Below are 22,548 nucleotides of genomic sequence, written 5' to 3'. Positions count from 1 at the left end.
ATCGGGGAATGATAGGGTGGTTTCTTTGACTTATTTCAGCACGATATTGACAAGAGCACTCTTATTCTCCTCAAATATCTCCTTAAAACTCTTATTCTTCTGTTTTTGAATAACTGCGGAAAACCTCGCGTCTACAGGACGAAGCAACTGCAAACACAACTGCTTATCATCTTCCGTTAAATCCTGCGTAAGCATAGCCACTACTTTCAATATCTGCTGCTTTGCCTTTTTCAGCGTTTCATCACCGGATGCGGTGAGCTTAAGTCGCTTTACCCGTTTGTCTTCCTTATCTGTATACTCATTGATCAATCCACGTTCCTTTAGCCTGCCGAGGATATTGGTGCCACTGGACAAATCCAGGATATTGCTGAAAATCACTTCCGATTTGATAGGGTTCTTCTGGTTGAAAATAGTGACCAGCATGCCAAATTCCTCGATCTGATCAAGGCCGGTTCCTTCCAGTGCCTTATTGGTATACACCATATGAAATTTTCCGATCCTGCTGATCAGCTTCACCAGCGCGCCGTTTAAATCCGGCTGCAGCTGCCCTTTGGGGACAATCGTTTTCTTCTTTTTAATAGCTGTTGCTAACTGACTACGACAAAAATCTTCAATAGAAGCATCGGGATGCTGTTGCTCATATTCTCCCCATAGTCTTACCAATTCAACGGTTTTATTCATAGAATTACTTCCTTTTGGAAGCAAAAATAAATATTTAATACCAAATAATTGTACTTTACAACCAAATGGCATTATTTTACACAATAAAACAACCAAATAATAGTAATGAAACTATATCTCATTCTTCGCATACTATTGGCCCTGCATATTACCGGGTTGGTAACCATGGCAGGCACCACGATAGTGGATTATATCACCTTCAATACCTTCTGGAAATTTGCAGACGAAGGCGACAACCGGTCGCTGGGGCTGCTCCCTTTAATGGCCAGATATGGGGCGTTGGTCAGAACAGGCGCCGTTGTGTTGGTGATAACGGGCATTACGATGCTGATACTTGTAAAAGGCGCATGGTGGGAACAGTTATGGTTCAAAATAAAAATGGCGCTCGTTATTTTGCTGGTGCTGAACGGCATGCTCATAGGCAATAAACAGGGGACGAAATTCAGGCAAATCGTTTCAGACAACACCAGTGGTTTCATGCAGCAAACTGCAGATGTAAGAATCACGCTTCATCGCTTTTATCTTATTCAACTGGGAATCTTCTTTATTATTATCCTTATAAGCGCGGTTAAATTTGACCGCCATTAATACACCGGAAAATGAGCACAGCTAAAGTTATAGCGCTATTGGCAACCGGATTGCTTTCCGGTGCATTTATGTATGGTTTTCTGAATGTGGTTCCTGCTTTCTATGAAGTACCTGTAAATGTACATCTCGTTTACCGTACACAATTAATGACACACAATGGCATTACCATGCAGTCGTTGATGGCCCTTTCCATTATAACGCCGTTATGGTATGCAGGTTTATGCAGGCGTTTAACCCCGGTAAGGAACCTCGCTATTCTTTCTGCTGCTTTAGCACTCACTACATTGCTGATAACAAGATTCGGGAACGTACCAATTAACGGCATCATCAAATTATGGCCGCCGCAACATCCGCCCGTTGGCTGGAAAGCTTTACTGCATACGTGGGACATCTATAACGCGTGGCGTACTTTTACCGCATTGGGATGTTTTATAGCCTTCATCGCTGCCTCTCACTTAAAAAAAGAAGAGACGCTGACCGGCAGCGTCTCTTCTTCATCATAAATTAATTCATTTATCAGAGCTTAATCACCTTGAACGTGATCGCCTTAAATTGATTTTCAAGTTTAAGCAGGTAAGTCCCTGCCGGCAGTGAACTGATGTTCTGACTGATGCGTGTTTGTCCTTTGCTGATACGCCAGTATTTAACCACAGCACCGTGCATGTCAAGCACAGAAAGCATGGTATACACCGGTTCCTTCAATTCCAGGGTCAGCTGCCCCGTTGTTGGATTGGGATAGAAGATCACCTTTTGGGCATCTGCTGCTGCGGGTTCCGGCGTGTATTTTACATCGCTGTAAGCCATACGTGCAGAAGAAGAATCGGCGGATGCCACCGGGCAGTTATCAATGCTGAACCAGTTGAACTTAAAGGTACCGGATGTGATATGAATACCAGTATAGCTCAGTGCCGGCAACGTGATGGTATCGCTGATGGTTTTCCAGACTCCTCCAGTAGATGGCAGGTTAATGCTGCCGAAATTATAGCCGCTGTGCCCAATCCATATCACCGACGGCACCGTAGAGGAGATCCGGAAGCTGATGGTATACTTTCCGGCCGACGGTACAATCAGTGTGTTGTAAGTGAACCAGTCGCCTACATACATATAGGCAAAATTCTGTCCGCCGCCAATATCAGTGCAGGTCTGCAGAATTGGCCTGGTAGTACGGTTGGAAGCACTTTCTGCCTCGTACTTATTATTAACTGAACAGAAATCGCCAACACTCGCTACGGCTGTCGCGCTGATAGAATCACGGGATGCAGTAACGGTGAAAGTACCTGTTGTATTACCAGCCGTGAAAACGCCTGTTGGGCTGATCGTATTGCCGGCGCCGGTAGTGGTCCATACAGGCGTAAAGGCAAAGAGGCTGTCGCGCTGATCATAGCCTTTAGCAGTAAACTGTTGTGATGCGCCAAACGGTACAGCAGCCGTATCCGGTGTAAGTGTAATACGCGTTAACCGGGGCGCAGCAATTACATGCGCGCTGGCGGTATCGCTGATGGTTCCTGCAGTAGCCGTAATCGTATAATCGCCCACCACGTTTGCCTGGAACAAGCCGGATGCACTGATGCTGTTGCCGGTGCCGGAAACAGACCAAACCGGGTTTATGGCAAATACGCTGCTGTCTTGTCCGTAGCCTGAAACAGTATACTGCTTTGTGGTGCCGGTAATCATTGTTGCCGTATCCGGTTTAACAGTGAGCCGTGCCAATGAAATGGAATCAGCCCGTATGAAACGCAGCCAGTTGAAGTTCCAGCCATCTTTACCGGCCTGGATCCTGATCGTTTTCTGGCCGGGTAGTAAACGTATAGGCGCCGACGTTACAGTGATCCAGTTTTGCCAGCCGCCGCTTGGAGGCAGGCTTACCGTTTGCAGGGTCGCTGTGTCCAGCATCACCTTCAGGCTGGAAAGCGAATTAACAGCCACGCGGAACTGGATCCGGTATTCGCTGCTGTCCGGTACACTGATATCATATTCCAGCCAGCTACTGGCTCCAATGTAGCTTACATTCAGCCCGCCACCGGTATCTGATGTGGACTCGGTGCAGCATACATTGCTGTTGCCAAAATTCTCTGCCTCTATTTTTGCGGGTATCGGTGTATAGTTGGCGGATCGCCGGTTAGCAATAGCCACGCCCGTTTTGGTGACGCTGTCTACTGTTATGGTAGCGGTAATTTTAGCCGTATCGTTCAGTGTGGCAAGCCCGCCTGTTGTAATGCTGTTACCGCTGCCGGTAACACTCCACATCGGCGTAACCGACATCACACGCCCGTTCTGGTCCAGCGCTTTGGCAACGTATTGCTGCGTTTTGCCGGGAAGGAATGTCAGCGTGGCGGGTGTTACCACCACGGAGTCCAGTATGGGTGTGCCTAATCCTTTCTGGGAAATACGCACATAATCCACCATCATACTATCCGGCCAATCTGCATCCACTATATTACCACCCATACCGCCGCCGACGGCAACGTTCAGTATCAGGAAAAATTTCTGATCAAAGGGCCAGTCTTTCCAGTCGGTATGCGGATTCGGGTATGTCAACACTTTAACGCTGTCGTACAGAAACCGGATGGAGTCCGCGCCCCATTCCATACTATACACATGATACGTAGTATCTGCATCGGGTAAAATTTTGGTAGCAGATACCTGGCCGCCGTTCGTCCAGTTATGGTTTTGTGTATGTACGGTAGACAGTACCGTGCCAAAATTATTACCTACATGTTCCATTACATCCAGCTCGCCGCTTTTGGGCCAGCCGCCATAAACGCTGCTGGTGGGCATCAGCCAGATAGCCGGCCAGGAGCCGCGTGCACGGGGCAACCGGGCGCGTACATCTACCCTGCCATACAGGAAATCCATTTTGCCTTGTGTAATAAGACGGGCAGATGACCAGGGTTCTGTAGTGTTTCCGTTGGGGAAATCCTTTTTCCCTTTGATGATCAACTTACCGTTTTTCACACGCGCATTGTCGTGCGTGGTATCTGTATACACCTGCTGTTCGCCGTTAATCCAGCCTTTGGGCTGCGGATCTACTTTCCATTTGGTAACATCCGGTACGCCATCAACATTAAATTCATCGTTGAAGATCACCGTCCAGTTAGGGTTTCCTTCAAATACTACATTGCCTTTTACATTGTACGCAGTGGTATTGGCGTTTACCAGTTCCTGCCCGGAAACGGTCAGTTTTAAAATAGCCCGGGAATAATTAGCTGCTGAATTGCCGCTGAGCGTAACCCGTGCAATGGAATCATTTACCCGTTGCACATTACCGATAGTAACGCCGGGAGGCAGGTTGGTGGCGGTCCAGTTGGCGGCAGTGAGTACAGAATCGAATACCCCTCCCCGCAGGGTGGCGGTGAGTACTGCGCCATTTTCCTGCCCCATTAAAATACTGGTATCTTTTACGGTGATGCCAGTGGGATTAGGACCTTGTACCAGGTCGAAGTACAGGATACCGTTGGCTTTCTTGCCATCGATATAATGTACTTCGATGCGGTTAAAATCTGTCCGTTGTTTTACGCTCTGGAAATTAAATGTTGCTTCTTCCCATTGATTGATCTGGGTTACCTTATAAGTAAAGTACACCGCTTTGGAATAGTTGTCGCCAGGTTGCAGCTTAAACATGATCTCATCTTTCGTACTGGCATACACCAGCATCTTAAAGGTGCTGTTGGTGGAGAGATCGAATGAATCCGTAAGACTGCTCCCTGCACTCATGTATTCAAAGCAAGAAGTATCCTTTATGAACTTGGCTACCAGCGGACTGGTATTCAGCCCGGATACACTCGGGTTAGGCACGCCGAACTGCACTTTCCCCGTAGTGGTATTGCCGGCGTAGTAGGTCCACCTGCCAGAGCAGGGGCCACTACCTTCCATGTTATCTAAAAGCAGGTATTGCGCCTGGAGCGGGCCACACAGGAACACGCCAAGCAGCAACACTAAAAGTGTTGAGATGTTTTTCATAACGCTTCATTTAGGATGAGTAACCGTGGATTTATAAATTCGGGTTTACCAATGCATCTACACCTGGTATAGGCAGCCAGTAATCTGCCTGGGTGATGGCCGCAGCAGGCTGCAGGTCACCGGGATCTTTACCGGCGTTGGCAGCAGCTACCTGGTCCAGCCGCACAAGGTCGAACCAGCGGCTCCACTCACCTGCAAATTCCCAGGCCCTTTCATTTACAACCGCAGCAGCAAAGTCGGCGCCCGACAGGTTTGCCGCCAGCGGCGCCAATCCAGCCCTGTCACGTACTGCATTGATGGCTGCATAAGCTTCGCTGTTGGGCGTGCCTGTTGCGCGTGCCTGCGCCTCTGCATAGATGAGCAACACATGCGCATAACGGATCATGATCACGGGGTTGTTCGACATATATACTGCCTTATCCCCGTCCTGCTGGATTGTGAATTTTTTATAGTACGGATGTTTGGTGGTGGTTTGCTGCCAGGGGATGGTATTGCCGCCTACTACAAACTCCGTGGAGAAAGTGGCGTCTTTCCGTTTACCAGCAGGGAAGTTATTGAAGAACTTCAGCTCAGGAAAGAAATCACTCCAGCCGCCTTCATTTTCCGGCATGGTAGAAAGACCGTAAAAGGAATTGTAGGTAGACCATTGCCCGCGGGTGAAAAGCGTGAACACGTCTTCCTTTGTACCGCCCACGAAGATCTTTAAAAAACCATCCTGGAAAAGATCGAAGCCATAGGCTGCTTTATTGTCTATTACTTCTTTTGCTTTGGCCGCTGCCAGTGCATATTTCGACTGATCCTTCAGCGGCCATCCGGCTTCTGTAAGGTATACATCTGCCAGCAGCGCTTTCACAGAACCTTTGTTGGGTCTTCCCGGATCGCGTTTTTTGTTGGGCACCCATTGTTCTGCTCTCGCCAGGTCTTCTTCAATCAACTTATATACATCGGCAGGTTTACTTTTTTTGAGGGTAAGAAATTCAGGAGAATAAATTTCAGACGGGATGATCGGAACTTCTCCCCAGAAGCGGGTAAGCCAGTAGTAACACAGGGCCCGCAGGAAGCTGGCTTCTCCCACAATGGTTTGCGTTTTTGTTGCATCGCCATCCGTTACCCGTGAGTAGTTGTTGATGATGTTGGTGGTAGACTGGATGGTTTTATAACAGCCCAGCCAGATGGGTGTCATCCGGCCGTTCAGCGAGGTAACATTGAAACGGTCAAATTCGCGGAACTCTTCTTTATTGGAACCGGGATGTGTGGTGAGATCATCGGCGCCCATCGTCATAGCGATCTGGGACACGCTGGTGAATCCGCTGGTCCATGGCACCATTAAGCTGCCATATGCACCGGTAAGCGCAGATTCAAGTCCTGCCTGGCTGCTCAATGCCTCCGCTCCTCCTACCAAACCCCTCGGATCTTCTGTGAGTTCTTTGCTGCAACCCGCTGCGAATAACAGCGTAGCTGCGAGAAATATCTTTTTCATGTGGAATCGTTTAGTCATGTACGTTATTTTTTAAAAACTGAGCGTAACGCCTCCGGTAAAAGTTTTAACATTGGGATAAGAACCGAAATCTATCCCCTGGCGGATATCACCATCGGCGGAATTGGCTTCCGGATCTATACCGCTGTAATCAGTGATGGTGAACAGGTTGGTAGCATTCACAAACACCTTGATACCGAGGGCATTCTTCAGTTTTGATTTTGGTATGTCGTAAGACAGGCCTACATTTTTAAGACGCAGGAAATCTGCTTTTTCCAGGAAGCGGGTACTTTGTGTGAAGTTCCTGTTCGTGGTACTGAAGGCAGGAATATCTGATGTTTCGTTCACGCCCGGAATATACCTGTCTTTAATTTGAGCCAGTGTGGCTTCTCTGGCATCTCCGCCATAGTACATGGCTGCAGCGTTATTATAGTTCAATTTATCAAATCCAAAGAGTCCCTGGAAAAACAGGTTCAATGTAAATGCTTTGTAAGTAACCGTATTATTCCAGCCGATGGAAGTTTTTGGAATCCCTGTACCAATTACGCCATAGTCATTGGCATCTATCTTTCCGTCGCTGTTAATATCGAGGTATTTTGAATCGCCTGGTTTAGCGCCAAAATCCGCGGCCTTTGCATCGCCTGGTTTCCAGGTGCCCAGGTAAGTGAGGCCCCAGATAGCACCCAGCGGCTGTCCCGGCATTACAACGAATTCGGGTTGCTGTGACATACCACCCCCAATTTTGCGGGTGTTCGGATCAAAGATCATCGTTTTACCAGCGCCGATATAGATTACCTTATTTTTGATAAAAGAAACATTCGCTGAGCTGGTCCAGTTTACGGCGCTTTTATCAATTACGGCAGCTTCTACGGACAATTCCCAACCTTTGTTCTGCACAGTACCAACGTTCCGGGTAATGGTGTTATTACCCAGGTAAAGCGGCAACGTTTCGTTCAGCAACAGGTCGCGGGTATCTTTTATAAAGTAGTCTGCCGTCAGGCTAATCCTGTTGTTTAAGAATCCAACATCCAGGCCTACATTTTTTTGCTCGGTAGTTTCCCACTTCAGATCGGGGTTACCAATATTACCCATGACAATACCGGTCAGGAAAGTGGAGTTGGTAAATGAGGCTACCCTGTTGGAATAAGCCGAATAAGTAACGTAAGGAGCTACGCCCTGGTTACCTGTAAGTCCCCAGCTGCCACGCAGCTTCAGGTTACTGAGCGCTGGCATCTCCTTCATAAATGGTTCATTCGAAATCACCCAACCTGCAGACACAGAAGGGAAATAGGCGAACCTGTTATCACCACGGAACTTGGAAGAACCATCACGACGCAGCGCAGCCGAAACAAGGTATTTATCTTTATAACCATAGTTAACACGGCCTACGAGGGAAAACAGGGCCCATTTGGAATAGCCGGAAGACGGGTTTCCCGGAGTACCCTGTGTAAGATTATTCCACTGGAAGTTTTCGTAAGTAAGATTGGAGGCGCCGGCAGATACATAGTTATAGGTAGACTGCTGGTATTCCATTACCGCCGTAATATCAAGACTATGCACCTCATTAAATAACTTCCGGTAGTTTAATGTGTTGGTATTCTGGAGTGTGATCTCTTTGTTGGACCGGATACTGCTGGTTGCCGAGCCTGAGTTGGTGATCTTTCCGCCGAAACTTTTGTTCTCGTATCCCAGGTAGTTTGCGCCATATTGCAGGTGATAGCTCAGCCCTGGCAGGATCTCAAAGCGGAAACCTCCTATCAGGTTAGCCAGCATCCTTTCCGTTACTGCGAGCCGGTCGACAGTTAATGCCACCGGGTTGAAAAAGAGGGAACCCACCGGGTCGTTGGGTGTGTAGGAACCGTCGGCTTTTCTTACCGGCACGGTAGGCGACCAGGTGATGGCCTGCGCCAGCGGGCTGCTGGGGCCATCGGCAGGGATGTCTACATTCTGCGCGGTACTGTAGGAACCGGTGATGTTAAGTGTAGCAGATACCCTGTCTGAAAGACGCGAATTAATGTTAGATCTTACCGTATAACGTTTGTAAGAAGAGTTATTGATCACGCCATCCTGGTTCAGGTAGTTGCCGGAAATAAAATAACCGGATTTGTCGTTGCCGCCGGCGAGGCTCAATAAATACTCTTGGCTGGGCGCCGCCCTGAAAATTTCGTCCTGCCAGTTGGTGCCGCCATTGGTGCGGTAACCTGCCACCTGCTCATCTGTAAATGGCTTCGTGGTGCCTACCGCCGTAGCGTGTGCGTTGGCTGTTTCCGCAAAATCACCGGCATTCAGCAGGTCCAGTTTTTTAATAACGGTAGAAGAAGAAAAACGGCTGGTGAGATTCACTTTTAATGCGCCTTTGCTGCCTTTCTTCGTGGTAACAATAATAACGCCATTAGAACCGCGGCTACCGTAAATAGCGGTAGCAGATGCGTCTTTCAACACCTGGATGGATTCAATATCATCCGGGTTGATCGAAAAAAATTCAGCTCCCACAAAACCGTCCACTACGTATATGGGGCCATTGTTGCTGGTAATGGAGTTGGCGCCGCGGATACGGATCCTGACAGCACCGCCGGGAGAACCAGCCGCATTGGTTACCTGTACGCCGGCAGCCCTGCCCTGTAATACCTGGTCCAGGCGATTCACTGGCTGGTCTTTAAACGATTCCGCGGTAACCGTGGTAATTGCATTGGTAAGCTCCACCCGCCTTTGTACGCCATAACCCACTACTACCAGCTCATTCATGCTGGAAGCGCTGGATTGGAGTATAACCGGCAGTTCGCTTTTAGCGCCCACCGGTACCTCCTCTTTAATATAACCAATGGATGAAACGATTAATATGGCGTTTTCGGTGGATACGGTAATGGCGTACTCGCCGTTTTCATTTGTTACCACACCTTTGTTGGTCCCTTTCACCTGCACTGTTACGCCGGGCAGGGGTTCTCCTTTCGCGTTGGTGATACGTCCCTTTATTTCCTTATCCGGCGGCGCGTTTGTGGGTGTCACCGACGCGTCTTTCCGTTTAATAACAATCACCTTACCGCTGATGGTGTAAGCAAGCGGCTGATCCATAAAACAGGCATCCAGTGCTTCCTTCAGGGAAGCATCTTTCAGTTGCAGGCTCACTTTACTGATGTGAAGCAGTTGTTCATCGGTATACAAAAAAGTATATCCCGTTTGCTTCCTGATCTCTTTAAAGGCTTTGTCCAGGGATATATTACGTTGCGATAGGGTAACTGTTTGTGAATACCCGGCTGCGTGTACCTCCAGTAGGGTAATGGTCATCAAAAGCACCGTTAATTTCATAATCAGGAACGTTTTTACTGATAATCGTGGAAATTTTTTGACCCACGCAGGGCTTGGTTGCCCGCTTTGGGAAAAAAGCGTCAATAGCATACATTTGTGTAGTTTGGGTTGATAATGATAATTGTCGAAAGCGATTTTAATTACAAGCCCGGATGTTACCGGGGGCGCAGCGAACGCTCCCGGTTTTTTTGGGCACTTCATAACTGGTAACGGAATAAACATTAAGGACTCATGACGTCAATGTTTTTTTAACGTGGAAAAAGAATTCAGGGCGATACGATCAGTTGTTTTCCCTTTATTTCAAAGTGTACTTCACCGGTTAGTTCCATCATTTTCAACACCTGCGACACCGGCACATTCCTGGGTATAATTCCCCGGAAGTGGGCGGATACAGGCGCTTTGTATATTACTTCCACATCATACCAGCGTGAAATCAAACGCATGGCAGAAGCGATGTCGTTACCTTCCAGCTGGATAAATCCATTTTTCCAGGCCACTGCTTCTTCTGTATTTACATTTGCCGGGGCAGATAACGTGTTGTTGTTTTTATTAAGATTCACACCTTCGCCCGGCTCCAGGCGTTTACTGCTGCCATGGCTGCTTACGCGCACGGCCCCTTCCAGCAGCGTGGTTTTAATCTGCTGTTCATCATTATATGCCATCACGTTGAAATGAGTGCCCAGCACGGCGATTTCCAGGCTGTCCTTTCCATTATTGGCATGCGTGGGCACCATTACCCGGAAAGGTTGCTGCGCGTTGGCAGCTACTTCAAAATAGGCTTCCCCGTTCAGTTCTACCTGCCTGTTGCGGCCGGTAAAGGAAACAGGATATTTTAATGTGCTCTCTGCATTGAGCCATACGTGGGTACCATCCGGCAGCGTTACCTCAAACTGTCCGCCACGCGGGGTGCGCAGCGTATTATATTGCATCGTCAAGACATCATGTGATGCTGCATTATAAGTGTAGGTGAGTTTTCCTGCGCCCTGGCGGGAAATTTTTGTATTGCCTTGTTGCGCCAATGCGCCGTGTATGGCGCTGTCCAGCGGTACCTGTGTACCATCTGCCAGTGTGAGCACCGCTTTGTTGGTACCGGGGGCCACATCGTTGGCCGGCGCAGGAGTAACCGTTGCCATTGGTACGGGAGCCGGCTTTTGCCATAACCAGTACGCGGCGCCGGATAACAGCAACAGTCCGGAAACAATGGCTGCTGCCAGCCATGCGCGCCGGTATGGCGTATGCACAGGCGCCAGCATTTCCGGCGAACGGTCGGCTGCCAGTATATTGCTGGCTACCTGGTTCCAGTAAGTTTCATCGTAATCCACGGCTTCGCCGGAAAGGTCCTTTCGCAGCAGCATTTCCGCCAGTTGAGCGGTATGCCCGGTTTGATCAGCCTGGATCAGGTCTGATAGTTCCTGGAGTTCGGCAACAGTAGCAGTATGGCTCACAGCCTGTTGCAGGAGGTATGCTAAACGGTCTTGTATCGACAATTTATGATCTGTTTTGATTGTTATTCAGTGAACGTGGTTGCTTCATTAAAACGTGTACTATGCATACAGACGCGCAGGTAAATGTTTAGGACCTATGGAAAAGAAAAAAAATTTAACGGGTCAGCAGCCATACCACCACGGCGGGAAAGAGGTGCCCGGATAGCTCCAGTTGCTTCCGGATAAACTGCAGGGACCTGACCAGGGAGTTCTTGACGGTATTAGGGGAAAGGGATAGCTCGTCTGCGATCTCCGGTATTTTAAGCCCTTTTTCGCGGCTTAAAAGATAGATCCGCTTTGCCTGCGGAGGCAACTGTGCCACGGCGGCGCTTACCTGTTTCATCATGGCATTATATACCATGGTTTCTTCCGTGGAGCTGGCAGACGCATCTGCACTATAGGCTGATGTAATAATATCGATGGCCTTATGATGTACCACCTGTTTACGGAGATAAGAAAACGACAGGTGAAAAACAATCCGCAACAGCCAGGACCGGGGATTCTCTATTTCGGGGAGCTTATCGCGGCTGATCCATAACCGCAAAAATGTTTCCTGGACAATATCATCGGTCACCGCTTCGGTTTTGGTCAAATGCAGTATCAGCGGACGCAGCTCCGGAACATACCTGCGAAAGAGCATGCGGAAAGCGGTTTCATCGCCTTCCGAAATCAGCCGGAATAGTTCTTTATCGTTATATAGCTGCGCATGCATATAGACTGCCTCCTTGCTAATGTAGGAAAATTTAATTGCGAATTAATATTTTCCTGGAAGCGGCAATACGAAGAAGCCCCGGGGAAATGAATTCTCCGGGGCTGTTATCATTCATCTAAATTCACAATCTTATTTCATCCACCAAACTTTTACGGTATTGGAGTTACCGCCCATCTGGTCGGATTGTGTTTTATTATTTACAGTGTTGTTGATCGCTTCCTGTTCAGGATATTGCAGCCTGTTAAAATTCGCGTAGGTAGCCGGGTTGCCGTCACGTGGTGTGCGGCCGGTCCTTCTCCATAAATTATAAGCAAGCCAGGGCTGGCGGAAAAAAGATAACCACTCCTGTGCATAAATCTTATCCAGCTTCTGAGCGTCGGTACCGGTAAAGGCTACTTTCGGATTGGCCAGGAATGCGGCCATCTGCACAGGCGTAGGACTTGCAGGCGCTACACTCGACCAGGCATCATTGGTTACATTGGTATTATGCGCAATAAAGTACCAGAAATTCACTGCAGAAGTAATCCCAGCAGTATATTCCGTACCTGCGGTTACCATGTTCTTGGCTACACCAAGGCCACGGGCGTATGCCTCTGCTTTCAGGAAATGTACTTCGGCGGCAGTAAGGAATAATTCCGGCTGATAATAAATATCTCTTACGATATAATAATTAAAGGGAGAAAACTTGCAGTTGTCTTTGTTGGCGAAATTCGCATCCCTGGTATCCTGGTAAGGATTGTTATTATCACCTATCGTGCTGCCTGGCTGAAGCGGCGCCCAGTTGCCGGCCTGGTTGGTTTCAAAGAATAATACTGCGCGCGGATCAAAGATCTGTGCGGTGTTTGTGCCATCTGCCATCATGTTCCAGCAGGTAGTGCTTAAACGCACAAATTTATGTGAGGTGAAAGACCAGAAGCGGCTGTCGTTGAGCACATAGCCACCCAGCTTGCCGGGCCACATACCAGCGTCTTCACCCTCCCCGATCAGCGGAATACCACCCAGCGCATATTGGAGGTAAGGCGTGGCGGTAGCTGCATCTTTTTCCACTATTTGCATAGCATAACGCAGCAGCAGGGAGTTACCAAACTTCTGCCACATGCTGATGTTATTGGCAAATAAAGTTTCTGAAGCGCCCAGCGACTGGTAAGGCTTTCCTCCCGGCGTGTTGGCAGCGGTAGTAAGGTGCTGTGACGCCCACTTCAACTGCTCCAGCAGGCTTTTGTAAATGCTTTCCTGTGAATCGTACTTCGGACGGTAATTGGCGGTATTATAAGTATACGCAAGCCCTGCTTCTGAGTAAGGAATATCCCCAAACTGATCAGTGATGCGCAGCGTTTTATAGGCACGCAAAATGTAAGTGATGGCCTGCACATTATCCATTTCTGCTTTATCCCCGGCATACGCATTTATCTTATCCTGTATCTGGTTCAGGTTCTGCAGCGCGCCATAATAATCATTCCAGATATCCAGCGCACCATTTTGCACCAGGTAACCGGAACTGCCGCTGATAGTAGCCAGTTGGGTAACCGGGTAGTAGTATTCGTTATGAATGGCTGCCTGTTCCTGTCCTTTCAGGAACAGGGTGCTGATCACACCGTTTATCATTGGCGGTATGGTAGTACTGGTTGGCAATCCCGGCGTGGTGTTGATCTCCTGGAAATCTTTGGTACAAGCGCCAAGCGTCATGGAAACACCGGCTATATAAAGGAATATTTTCTTTGTGTTCTTCATGTTTTGCACATTTTAATCGGTGAGTAGATCTGTTCCTTTAGAAGGAAACCCTTACCTGGAAACCTAAGGAGCGGAAGCTCGGCATAGACATAAATTCCAGTCCCTGCGCATTGCCCGCACCGTTTACACCTTCCGGGTTGATATGATCGGGCAATGAAGTGTAGAGGTAAAAAAGATCCCTTCCTACGAGCGACAGGGAAGCTGCCTGGAATACTTTTGTTTTCCTGACAAAGCTTTGTGGTACCTGGTAGTTAACAGAAATCTCTCTCATCTTCACCCAGGTATTTTCCAGCACAGCGCTTTTGTTGATCCAGTCGCTTCCTTTCACACCGGAGCCCAGATCGGTACTGCTCCATACGCCGTAGGGCATGTATTTATAATAGTAATGCACTACGTTATCGTTCACCTTTCCATCGGGGAACACACCTGGCAATACCACACCCCAGTTGGTTTGTGTGCCATTAGGTGTGGTATATGGCAGCCCGCCGCCATTCCTTTCTTTCAGTGTTTCCGGCGCCTGGCCCTGTTGCATAATGGTAGCATAGGTACCGGACCAGATGTCGCCACCGATTTTTGCATCAATAAGTGCGCTTACAGAAATCCCCCCTTTGAATGTAAAGGTATTGGTGATACCGCCGGTTAATTTAGGTGTAGCATTACCCAAAGGCACCAGGCCGTCGGTTGCCTGGTACATGGTACCGTTCATGGCTGCATTTCCGAACGGATTCTGCACCATCAGTGGCAAACCGGTTTTGGGGTCGTAGATAAAATCATGACCGTAAATGGTGCCGAACTGGTCGCCTACCCTTGCAGAAATAACCGGGCCGTGTGAGCCGCCATCATTCCAGGCACTGGCCATATCCACACGATCCGTACCATCAGACAATGACAACAGCTTGTTATTGCTGTGCGCCAGGTTCAGCGCTACATCCCATCCAAATTCTTTGCGGTCAATTACTTTAGCGCGCAGGATCAGTTCCATGCCTGAATTTTCAAGCACACCGGTGTTCACCACAATGGTGTTCACCCCGGAGCTCATTGGCAATGGAGAGCTGAGAATCTGGTTCCTGGATTTTCCTTTGTAATACCTGAAGTCTGCATTCAAACGGTTATGCAGAAAGCCTAACACTACGCCGAAGTCGGCAGTGGTGTTAATAGCCGGCTTGAAGTCCTTCGCCGGCAGGGAGCTTGGCAACAGGTTAGCCGCCTGGCCTGCGAATGTTAAGCTGGAATAATTATAGTTGATCTGGTAAGGTGCAGGATCTACTGCTGCCTGCGCCCACGCTACCCTTATTTTACCAAAGCTCAGGATAGCCGGATCCGTCTTCAGCAGATCAGAAAATACAAAGCTACCTGCAAAAGACGGGAAGAAATAAGACCACTGGCCTTTGGGCAGGGCAGATGACCAGTCGTTACGACCGGTTACATCCAGGTAGAGAAAATTCTTGTATGACAGGTTAATGAAACTGTAAACAGAATTCATGCGCTTGCGCAACTGGCTTTCTGTTACCGGGTGCGGGTTACCGAGATAAGTACCGGTGTTCAGTGAATATACATTGGGGATCGCCCAGTTGTCGTTGTAGTTAAACATGCCGTACATGTCGCGCTGGTAAATAGTTCCACCCAGTGAGAACTTTGCATTAAGCACACCATTCAACAGGTTTTCCTTATGCAGCGTTCCGATGAAATCCATGTTGGAAGCGTTGTCCTGTTCTGTACCATGACCATAATACCCTTTGGTGATGCCTATTACATCCGTCGGTCTGTTCTTGATGGTCAGCTCGTTGGTATTATTATCCAATCCTCCCCTGAAAACAAAGTCCAGGAAATCGGTGGCTTCATAATTCAGCTGTACGCCGGCCAGCAATTTACGCCTGTTCTGAACGGTATTATTTTCCATGATGTTCCATACAGTAGCGCCGCCGTTACCCACCCATGGAAAACCGGAGAGGGTATTTTGTGAACCATCTTCATTTTTATAGATACCAATATCTTCTCCCCGGTAGTTCCGGCCTGCATTGTATACCAGGCGCTTCATCCAGGAATTGGCGTCGTCGTTACCCAGTTGCGGTGGGTTATGATACTGGTTAACGATATAGGAAGACGTTACCTGCACGCTTACCCTTTTCGTGAGCTTCATGTTGGCGCCCAGGTTGAAGGTATTGCGGTAATAATCACTGTTAGGCAATACCGCCTCGTTATCCAGGCGGGAATAGGATGCCCGGATAGAGCCCCATTCGTTACCACCGGAAAGGGACACGTTATGTGTGGACTGTGTACCGTTGCGGAACAGCAGTTTAATATTATCGGGTTGGGGCACATCTGCCTGTTGGGAACCATCCCACCAGGTAATTGATTTGCCTTCCATTTTTGGACCCCAGGAAAGACCGGAACCTGCCCATCCCACCTGGTTGTAGGTATTCACGCCATACGGGCCTGATCCTGTTTTAGGATCCACGTACATGCCTGTCCAGCCTTCTGTTAACTTCGGGTTGCCGTTGGCATCCGTTAAATATTGCGGTGGATCTAACGACACCATACCGCCTGCGCCATATTGGTTCTGCAGTTCGAGGAAACGGTATGGATCAATATTTTTATAACCGTAGGTATAGTCTACACCAAGACCGTTGCGTTTAGCGCCTTTTTTTGTGGTGATCAGGATTACGCCGTTAGCGCCTTTACCGCCATACAAAGCAGCAGCGGTGGGGCCTTTCAGCACACTGATCGTTTCAATATCTTCGGGATTGATCATGTTGATAGGGCTCCCGAAATCTTTCGGGGAACTGGTGCTGGCAGCGTTTGCGTTGTTTCCGGCGTACATGGCGCTACCGGTAGGTGCATTACGCACATCGTAAGGTTGTGCGAGGTCGTTGGCCATCGGCATACCATCTACAATGATCAGCGGCTGGTTATCGCCCTGGATGGTGTTGTTACCGCCAATCACGATGCGGGTGGTACCACCGTCCACACCATTGGGACTGGTAACATTCACGCCTGCCATTTTTCCAGCCAGTGCATTCACAATATTGGGCGCATTGGATTTGGCCACTTCTCCGCCTTTTACTTCTTCCTGTGAATAGCCCAATGTTCTTACGCTTCTTTTAATACCCAATGCTGTTATGGCTACCGCATCCAGCGAGGTGGCGGAAGTAGCCATTACAATGTTCAGCACGGGGTTGGCGCCCACGGTTACACGTTGCTGGGCAAAACCAATAGAGGAAAAAACGAGCACATCGCCTTCCTTTGCCTCCACTTCAAAGTGCCCGTCCACATTGGTAACGGTACCCCTGTTGGTACCTGCCACCATTACATTCACACCTGGCAACGGGCTGCCGTCGCTGGATTTCACGACTCCATTGATCTTCTGAAAAAGCACATTGAAGCCTTCTATATTCATGGAGGCTTCCTTCTTCAGCACAATCTGCTCATTGATCACTTCAAAAGTGATGTGCAAAGGAGTGAGTAAACGCTGCAACACTTCGCCCAGCTGCTCATCGCTGGCCTTCACGGCAACACGCTGTTTGGCTGGTAATGTGCTGTTGTTGTAGGTAAAGTTTACAGCTGTTTTTTCTGTGATAGCTTTGAGGATATTACGCAGGTCGGTGGGCGGCATGTTTAATGACACCTTCTTTGTGAGCACCTCCTGGGCATGCACATCCCGGGCGAATGTACAAGTGATCAGGCAGAACAATAAGCCTATTTGTAATAGTGTAACCCTCATAAAAAATATGACAGTCCGGTTGGAGTTTGCAAATTTGTGCATAACTTCAAGTGTTTTGTTGTGATTAATGAAAACGTTAATACGACAAATCCTTTCCTGCGGCAGTTGTCCAGACGTTACAGGAAAAAATTACAGGGTGGCGGTGTTAGTGCATCGCCCCTTTTTTTTTGGTTGATAATCAAGTGAATTCAGGGATCATTTTAGCGGAATTACAAGTGAACAATACTTTTAACTACACGGCTTCCCGGTGATATATACCTGGCCCCCGCTGATTTTATAGCTGGCATTGATAGCAGCACAAATAATTTTCAGTTTGTTTTCAAATGATTCATTGGTAATGGTAGTGGTGATCATGCACTTACCAAATACTTCCTCGCTCGCGTTAATTTTTATACTGTAGGCCGTTTCCATTGGCGTGGAATATGTCGGTTACGGCGGTATTATCAAATACGAAAGGCGGCGGATCCACGGCAGGCAATAGCGCTGCCACATCGCTGGTATTCAGCGAATCGGCTACAAATGCCGCCGTGCGGATATTAAAACGGATTTTATGATTAGGCGTTACCACGTAACTGCGCTGTTCTTTATCGGCCAGGTTGTACACGGCTATTTTACCGGTTTTAACGGTTACTGTTAAACTTCCGTTTTCTGCGGATACCCGGAAACTCGTTCCCAACACCTTGATGCCCACTTCAGGCGTGTATACAAAGAATGGCCTGCCGGCATCTTTGGCGATATCAAAAAACGCATCGCCTTTCAGGAATACTTCTCTTTTGGACTGTAATAAAAAGGCATCGTGCCGGATAGAGGCGCCTGCTTTTAGTACTACGGTGGAACCATCTGTTAACCAGGCTACCTGGTTGGCATCGGTGGTATTAATGCGGGTGAGCTGCTCATTTTCCATATGGCTTTTCAGCTTAGCGGCTACCGGTGTTTTGTTGTCTTTTTTCAGGTAGATGGATACCAATGTAATCCCTGCCAGTACTGCGGCCGCTGCCCCCCACCATCTGTAGCGGGAAATCGTTCTCACGCGGGTTGGCGCCCATTCCGTAGCAGGACGTTCTTCTGCAATATGTTCTTCCAGGGCGGCGTACACTTCCTGCAGCAGCGATTCCTCTACTGCGGGTTGCGGTACGTTTCCCAATGTCAGCACCATACTCCTGGCCTTTTCGAGATCCGCGGCCCGTTCAGGGTGCGCTGCCACCCACTGCTCCCACCGGGCAGTATTGGCCGCATCCGGGCGTAACACCCATTGAACAAAGCTATCGTCCCGGATAAACTCCCAGGTATCCTCTCCAAAATGCTTCATGCAGCTGTTTTTTCTGAGACAATTAACTGCCCCTTTATCACAAATGACAAAGACGCCGATTTTATACTCAAAAAAAATAAAGTTTTTTTAACACTGGCTGAAATGCCCTGCCATGGCGGAGATAAAATAATCAGATAAAGAAGTAAAAGGTTTCCAGCAGGCGCCTGGCAAACGGAGTGGTTTCCAGTGTTTCTTTAATGCGCCCCAGGGCGTTGTAAAGGAGGTTGCTGACAGACTGGTACTTCATGTGCATCAGTTCTGCAATCTGGGCATTGGTGAAGCCCATATAAAAACGGAGGGTGATAATTTCCTGTTGCCGTCGCGATAATTTCCGGATCGCATTGTCGAGCAATATACTGCGGGAATCACTGATTTCTGCGTCAATGATCCTTTCTTCTACGGTAGATTCTATTGGGTTATGCTGGTGAAGGAATTTATCCTGTTTATCGGAAGCAGACCGGTATTGGTAATTGGCCCTGATCAGTTTGTACTTCAGGCTGCGGCATAAATAAAACCGGATGGCCACGTCGTCACTGATAGTCTCCCTGCTGTTCCATATCTCTATAAAAAGATCCTGGATCATGTCTTTCAACTTCTCCCGGTCGGTACAAAATCGGAAACCATATTGAAACAAGTGCCTGGTATATTCGCGGTAAATCAGCGTAAAAGCGGTTTTATCACCGGCTTTAAATCGCTTCCATAAAGCAGCTTCCTCAAAACAAACGTCTTTTCTTGCAGGCATGCGTGGCTCTTTTACAGCAAAACTGATTACTGATTCTGGTATTATTGGCTGGCTAAAATTTTGGATGTAACCGAAATGTAAATATTTTTTGTCAATCGGTCAAATATCATTCAAATACCACAAAGGAAAAACATAAAAATATCAGTAACCCTGTATCTCCCTCATTCAGTCAGCCCTTAAAATCATACAGATTTTTTAGTATATTTATCTTAACGGTATACACACCTTAATTTTCACGTATGAACAATCTTTCGAAGAGACGACTTTTTGATGCTGTCGCCTGGCAGCTGGCCCAATTCCCTAAACCTGATATGCTGGCGGCTAAAATCAACGGACAATGGAAAACATATGACACCGCTACCGTCAGCGAAATTGTAAACCGTTTCAGTGCAGGGTTGTTACAACTGGGTGTTGGGGGAAACGACTTTACGCCTGAAGGCGCCGATAAAATTGCCATTATCAGCAATAACCGCCCGGAATGGATATTCACCGATCTGGCGGTACAGCAAACAGGCGCGGTACTGGTGCCCATCTACCCTACTACCAACCCCGCCGAATTACAGTTCATTCTGAAAGATGCTGCCGTAAAATATATGTTTGTGAGCGGCCCGGAATTGCTGGATAAAGTAAACAGTATCCGGGAAGGGGTTCCTTCTTTACAACACATTTACACCTTTGACGAGATACCCGGCGCTACGCACTGGTCCACTATTTCAACACAGGCTACTCCCGGTTTGCTGGAGCAGGTGGAAAGTATTAAAGCGGGCATCGACCCGCATCACCTGGCCACCATTATTTATACGTCCGGTACTACCGGCACGCCCAAAGGCGTGATGCTTTCGCACAACAATATTGTTTCGAATGTTTTACTGTCCAAAGAAAGTTTTCCTTTTGAAGACTCACCGCAGCCCAGTAAGGTATTGAGTTTTTTACCGCTGAATCACATTTTTGAAAAGTGCGTTACTTATATCTACCTGTACAGCGGCATCAGTATTTATTATGCAGAAAGCATGGATACCCTCAGTGCCAACCTGAAAGAGATTAGCCCCGATGGCTTTACTACCGTTCCACGTCTGCTGGAAAAAGTATTTGAAAAAATAATGGCCACAGGCAGCGGGTTAACAGGCATCAAACGTAAACTGTTTTTCTGGGCCGTATCGCTTGCCGGTAAATACGATAATAATATCAGTGGAGGCGCGTGGTACAATTTCCAGCTGGCTATCGCCAATAAACTGGTGTTCAGTAAATGGCGGGCGGCGCTGGGCGGTAAGATCCGGTTTATCGTAACCGGTGGCGCTGCCTGCCAGGAAAAGTTGCTGCGCATTTTTAATGCCGCGCAGATCCCGGTTTATGAAGGATACGGGCCTACCGAAAACAGCCCGGTAATTTGTGTGAACCGGAAAACGCCCGGCGATACGAAGTTTGGTACTGTAGGCCCTCCTATCAACGGTATTGAAGTTAGGCTGGCAGAGGACAGTGAAATTTGTGTAAAGGGTCCGTCTGTGATGATGGGATATTATAAAAGACCTGACCTCACTGCCGAAACAGTTATTGATGGCTGGCTGCACACCGGTGATGTAGGATTATGGGTAGATGATAAATTTCTGAAAATAACAGACCGTAAGAAAGAGTTGTTTAAAACCAGTGGCGGAAAATATGTGGCTCCCCAGCCCATTGAAAATAAATTTAAGGAAAGTCCTTTTATTGAACAGATCATGGTAGTAGGCGCCGGTGAGAAATTCACGGGGGCTTTAATTGTTCCTGCCTTTACCTACCTGAAGTACTGGATGAACCAGCAGAATATTCCTTATACCACCAATGAAGCCGCCGTTAAAATACCGAAGGTATTGGAAATGTACCAGGAGGTAGTGAACAACTACAACCAGCATTTTAATCACGTGGAGCAAATTAAAAAGTTTGAACTGCTCACCGACGAATGGAGTATTTCCGGCGGGGAAATGACGCCAAAACTCAGCCTGAAAAGAAAGGTGGTAACGGAGAAATATAAAGATGCGATAGCAAAAATATATAGTTAGGAAGATGATTTCCGGAACTCCTTCACGATCCGTATCACCACGGGAATGGTAACCGTAACCACAATAACAACGATAAAATATTTGAGATAAGGTTTCAGGAAAGGCATGCTGCCAATGAGATATCCGGCCAGTACAAAGCTGAAGCCATAGGCTATGGAGCCAATGGCAGCAAACAAAAGGAAACGGCGGAAATCGAGCCCGATCATCCCGGCAACAATAGGCGCAAATGTGCGGATGAGTGGAAGAAAGATACCTGCTGTTAGTGCGGTAGCGCCGTACTTTTTATAAAATGCTTCTGCTGATACGAGGTACTGCCGGCGAAAGATGCCGGAGTCTTCTTTGTTCTTTAATAAATGTCCTGTTTTTCGGCCAATCCAATACCCGGTTACATTTCCTGCAATAGCGGCAATGGCGCACAGCGCGCAAACCACCAGTATATTGTAATTAAAATTCCCGTTGGCGGTTAGTACGCCGGCGGTAAACATCAGGCCGCCGCTGGGCAGGAAGAAGCAGAAAAACAATCCTGTTTGCCCGAATACAGAAAGGAATACGATGAGTAACCCTCCATAGCTGATTAATGATTCAGCATCCATGTTATAGTTAGTTTTAAGGATTGGTATTCGCTGATAAAATTTCTTTTATTAAGATAGTTGCTGTGAGCAGATCCTGCGCATCACTGCTACTCAATTTACAATTTAAACTTTTATTCATTTTAAAAAGCATACACTACGCTGATTGGCTGCGTGGTCCTTGATTAATTTAGTCGGGTAATTGTTTGTATCTAACCACTTTTATGTTAAC

Annotated in this window: 15 protein-coding genes; 3 read left to right on the top strand and 12 right to left on the bottom strand. The window is 47.9% G+C overall.

The annotated features are described in order from the left end of the window. Positions 1-30: 30 nt before the first annotated feature. Positions 31-681 (bottom strand): MarR family winged helix-turn-helix transcriptional regulator, encoded by a 651-nt coding sequence (locus QFZ48_RS26225; RefSeq protein ID WP_429048196.1) that lies wholly within the window; start codon positions 679-681, stop codon positions 31-33. A 105-nt stretch (positions 682-786) separates the two neighbouring features. On the opposite strand from QFZ48_RS26225, the gene QFZ48_RS26220 reads away from it, so the two are divergent. Then, positions 787-1,269, top strand: a complete 483-nt coding sequence (locus QFZ48_RS26220) for a hypothetical protein (protein ID WP_429048197.1) — start codon at positions 787-789, stop codon at positions 1,267-1,269. A gap of 11 nt (positions 1,270-1,280) precedes the next feature. Further along, complete coding sequence (locus QFZ48_RS26215; protein WP_429064529.1) at positions 1,281-1,772, top strand: anthrone oxygenase family protein; 492 nt, start codon at positions 1,281-1,283, stop codon at positions 1,770-1,772. Between the two features lie 13 nt (positions 1,773-1,785). On the opposite strand, the gene QFZ48_RS26210 is transcribed toward QFZ48_RS26215, so the two are convergent. The 10 genes from QFZ48_RS26210 to QFZ48_RS26165 form a co-directional block, all read right to left on the bottom strand. Continuing rightward, a complete protein-coding gene (locus QFZ48_RS26210; RefSeq protein ID WP_429064527.1) occupies positions 1,786-5,229 on the bottom strand; it encodes a carbohydrate-binding protein in 3,444 nt (1,147 codons plus the stop codon). Between the two features lie 31 nt (positions 5,230-5,260). Then, positions 5,261-6,709 (bottom strand): RagB/SusD family nutrient uptake outer membrane protein, encoded by a 1,449-nt coding sequence (locus QFZ48_RS26205; RefSeq protein WP_429064525.1) that lies wholly within the window; start codon positions 6,707-6,709, stop codon positions 5,261-5,263. A 30-nt stretch (positions 6,710-6,739) separates the two neighbouring features. Beyond that, complete coding sequence (locus tag QFZ48_RS26200) at positions 6,740-10,012, bottom strand: TonB-dependent receptor (RefSeq protein ID WP_429064523.1); 3,273 nt, start codon at positions 10,010-10,012, stop codon at positions 6,740-6,742. Positions 10,013-10,278: 266 nt separating this feature from the next. Next, positions 10,279-11,499 (bottom strand): FecR family protein, encoded by a 1,221-nt coding sequence (locus QFZ48_RS26195; RefSeq protein WP_429064521.1) that lies wholly within the window; start codon positions 11,497-11,499, stop codon positions 10,279-10,281. Between the two features lie 112 nt (positions 11,500-11,611). Then, complete coding sequence (locus tag QFZ48_RS26190; RefSeq protein WP_429048204.1) at positions 11,612-12,208, bottom strand: RNA polymerase sigma factor; 597 nt, start codon at positions 12,206-12,208, stop codon at positions 11,612-11,614. Between the two features lie 129 nt (positions 12,209-12,337). Then, entirely contained in the window at positions 12,338-13,939 is a 1,602-nt protein-coding gene (locus QFZ48_RS26185; RefSeq protein WP_429064520.1) for a SusD/RagB family nutrient-binding outer membrane lipoprotein, read from the bottom strand. Between the two features lie 37 nt (positions 13,940-13,976). Next, on the bottom strand, positions 13,977-17,702 hold the full coding sequence (locus tag QFZ48_RS26180) for a SusC/RagA family TonB-linked outer membrane protein (protein WP_429048207.1): 3,726 nt from the start codon (positions 17,700-17,702) through the stop codon (positions 13,977-13,979). A 186-nt stretch (positions 17,703-17,888) separates the two neighbouring features. Further along, positions 17,889-18,071: a DUF4974 domain-containing protein gene (locus QFZ48_RS26175; protein WP_429064519.1), complete on the bottom strand. Its 183-nt coding sequence runs from the start codon at positions 18,069-18,071 to the stop codon at positions 17,889-17,891. Further along, the gene (locus QFZ48_RS26170; protein ID WP_429064517.1) at positions 18,043-18,969 is read right to left on the bottom strand and encodes a FecR domain-containing protein; all 927 of its coding nucleotides are present in this window, start codon (positions 18,967-18,969) and stop codon (positions 18,043-18,045) included. Before QFZ48_RS26170 ends, QFZ48_RS26175 begins: the two co-directional genes overlap by 29 nt. A gap of 130 nt (positions 18,970-19,099) precedes the next feature. Further along, the gene (locus QFZ48_RS26165) at positions 19,100-19,711 is read right to left on the bottom strand and encodes an RNA polymerase sigma factor (RefSeq protein WP_429064515.1); all 612 of its coding nucleotides are present in this window, start codon (positions 19,709-19,711) and stop codon (positions 19,100-19,102) included. 239 nt (positions 19,712-19,950) lie between these two features. Between QFZ48_RS26165 and QFZ48_RS26160 the strand changes: the two genes are divergently transcribed. Continuing rightward, positions 19,951-21,747: an AMP-dependent synthetase/ligase gene (locus QFZ48_RS26160; protein WP_429064513.1), complete on the top strand. Its 1,797-nt coding sequence runs from the start codon at positions 19,951-19,953 to the stop codon at positions 21,745-21,747. On the opposite strand, the gene QFZ48_RS26155 is transcribed toward QFZ48_RS26160, so the two are convergent. Next, a complete protein-coding gene (locus QFZ48_RS26155; RefSeq protein WP_429048215.1) occupies positions 21,744-22,340 on the bottom strand; it encodes a DedA family protein in 597 nt (198 codons plus the stop codon). The genes QFZ48_RS26160 and QFZ48_RS26155 overlap by 4 nt on opposite strands. Positions 22,341-22,548 lie beyond the last annotated feature (208 nt).

The sequence above is a fragment of the Chitinophaga sp. W2I13 genome, from assembly GCF_050434005.1.
GTDB lineage: Bacteria > Bacteroidota > Bacteroidia > Chitinophagales > Chitinophagaceae > Chitinophaga.
Note: the sequence above shows the minus strand (reverse complement) of the source record. Positions and strands in the feature narration are given on the sequence as shown.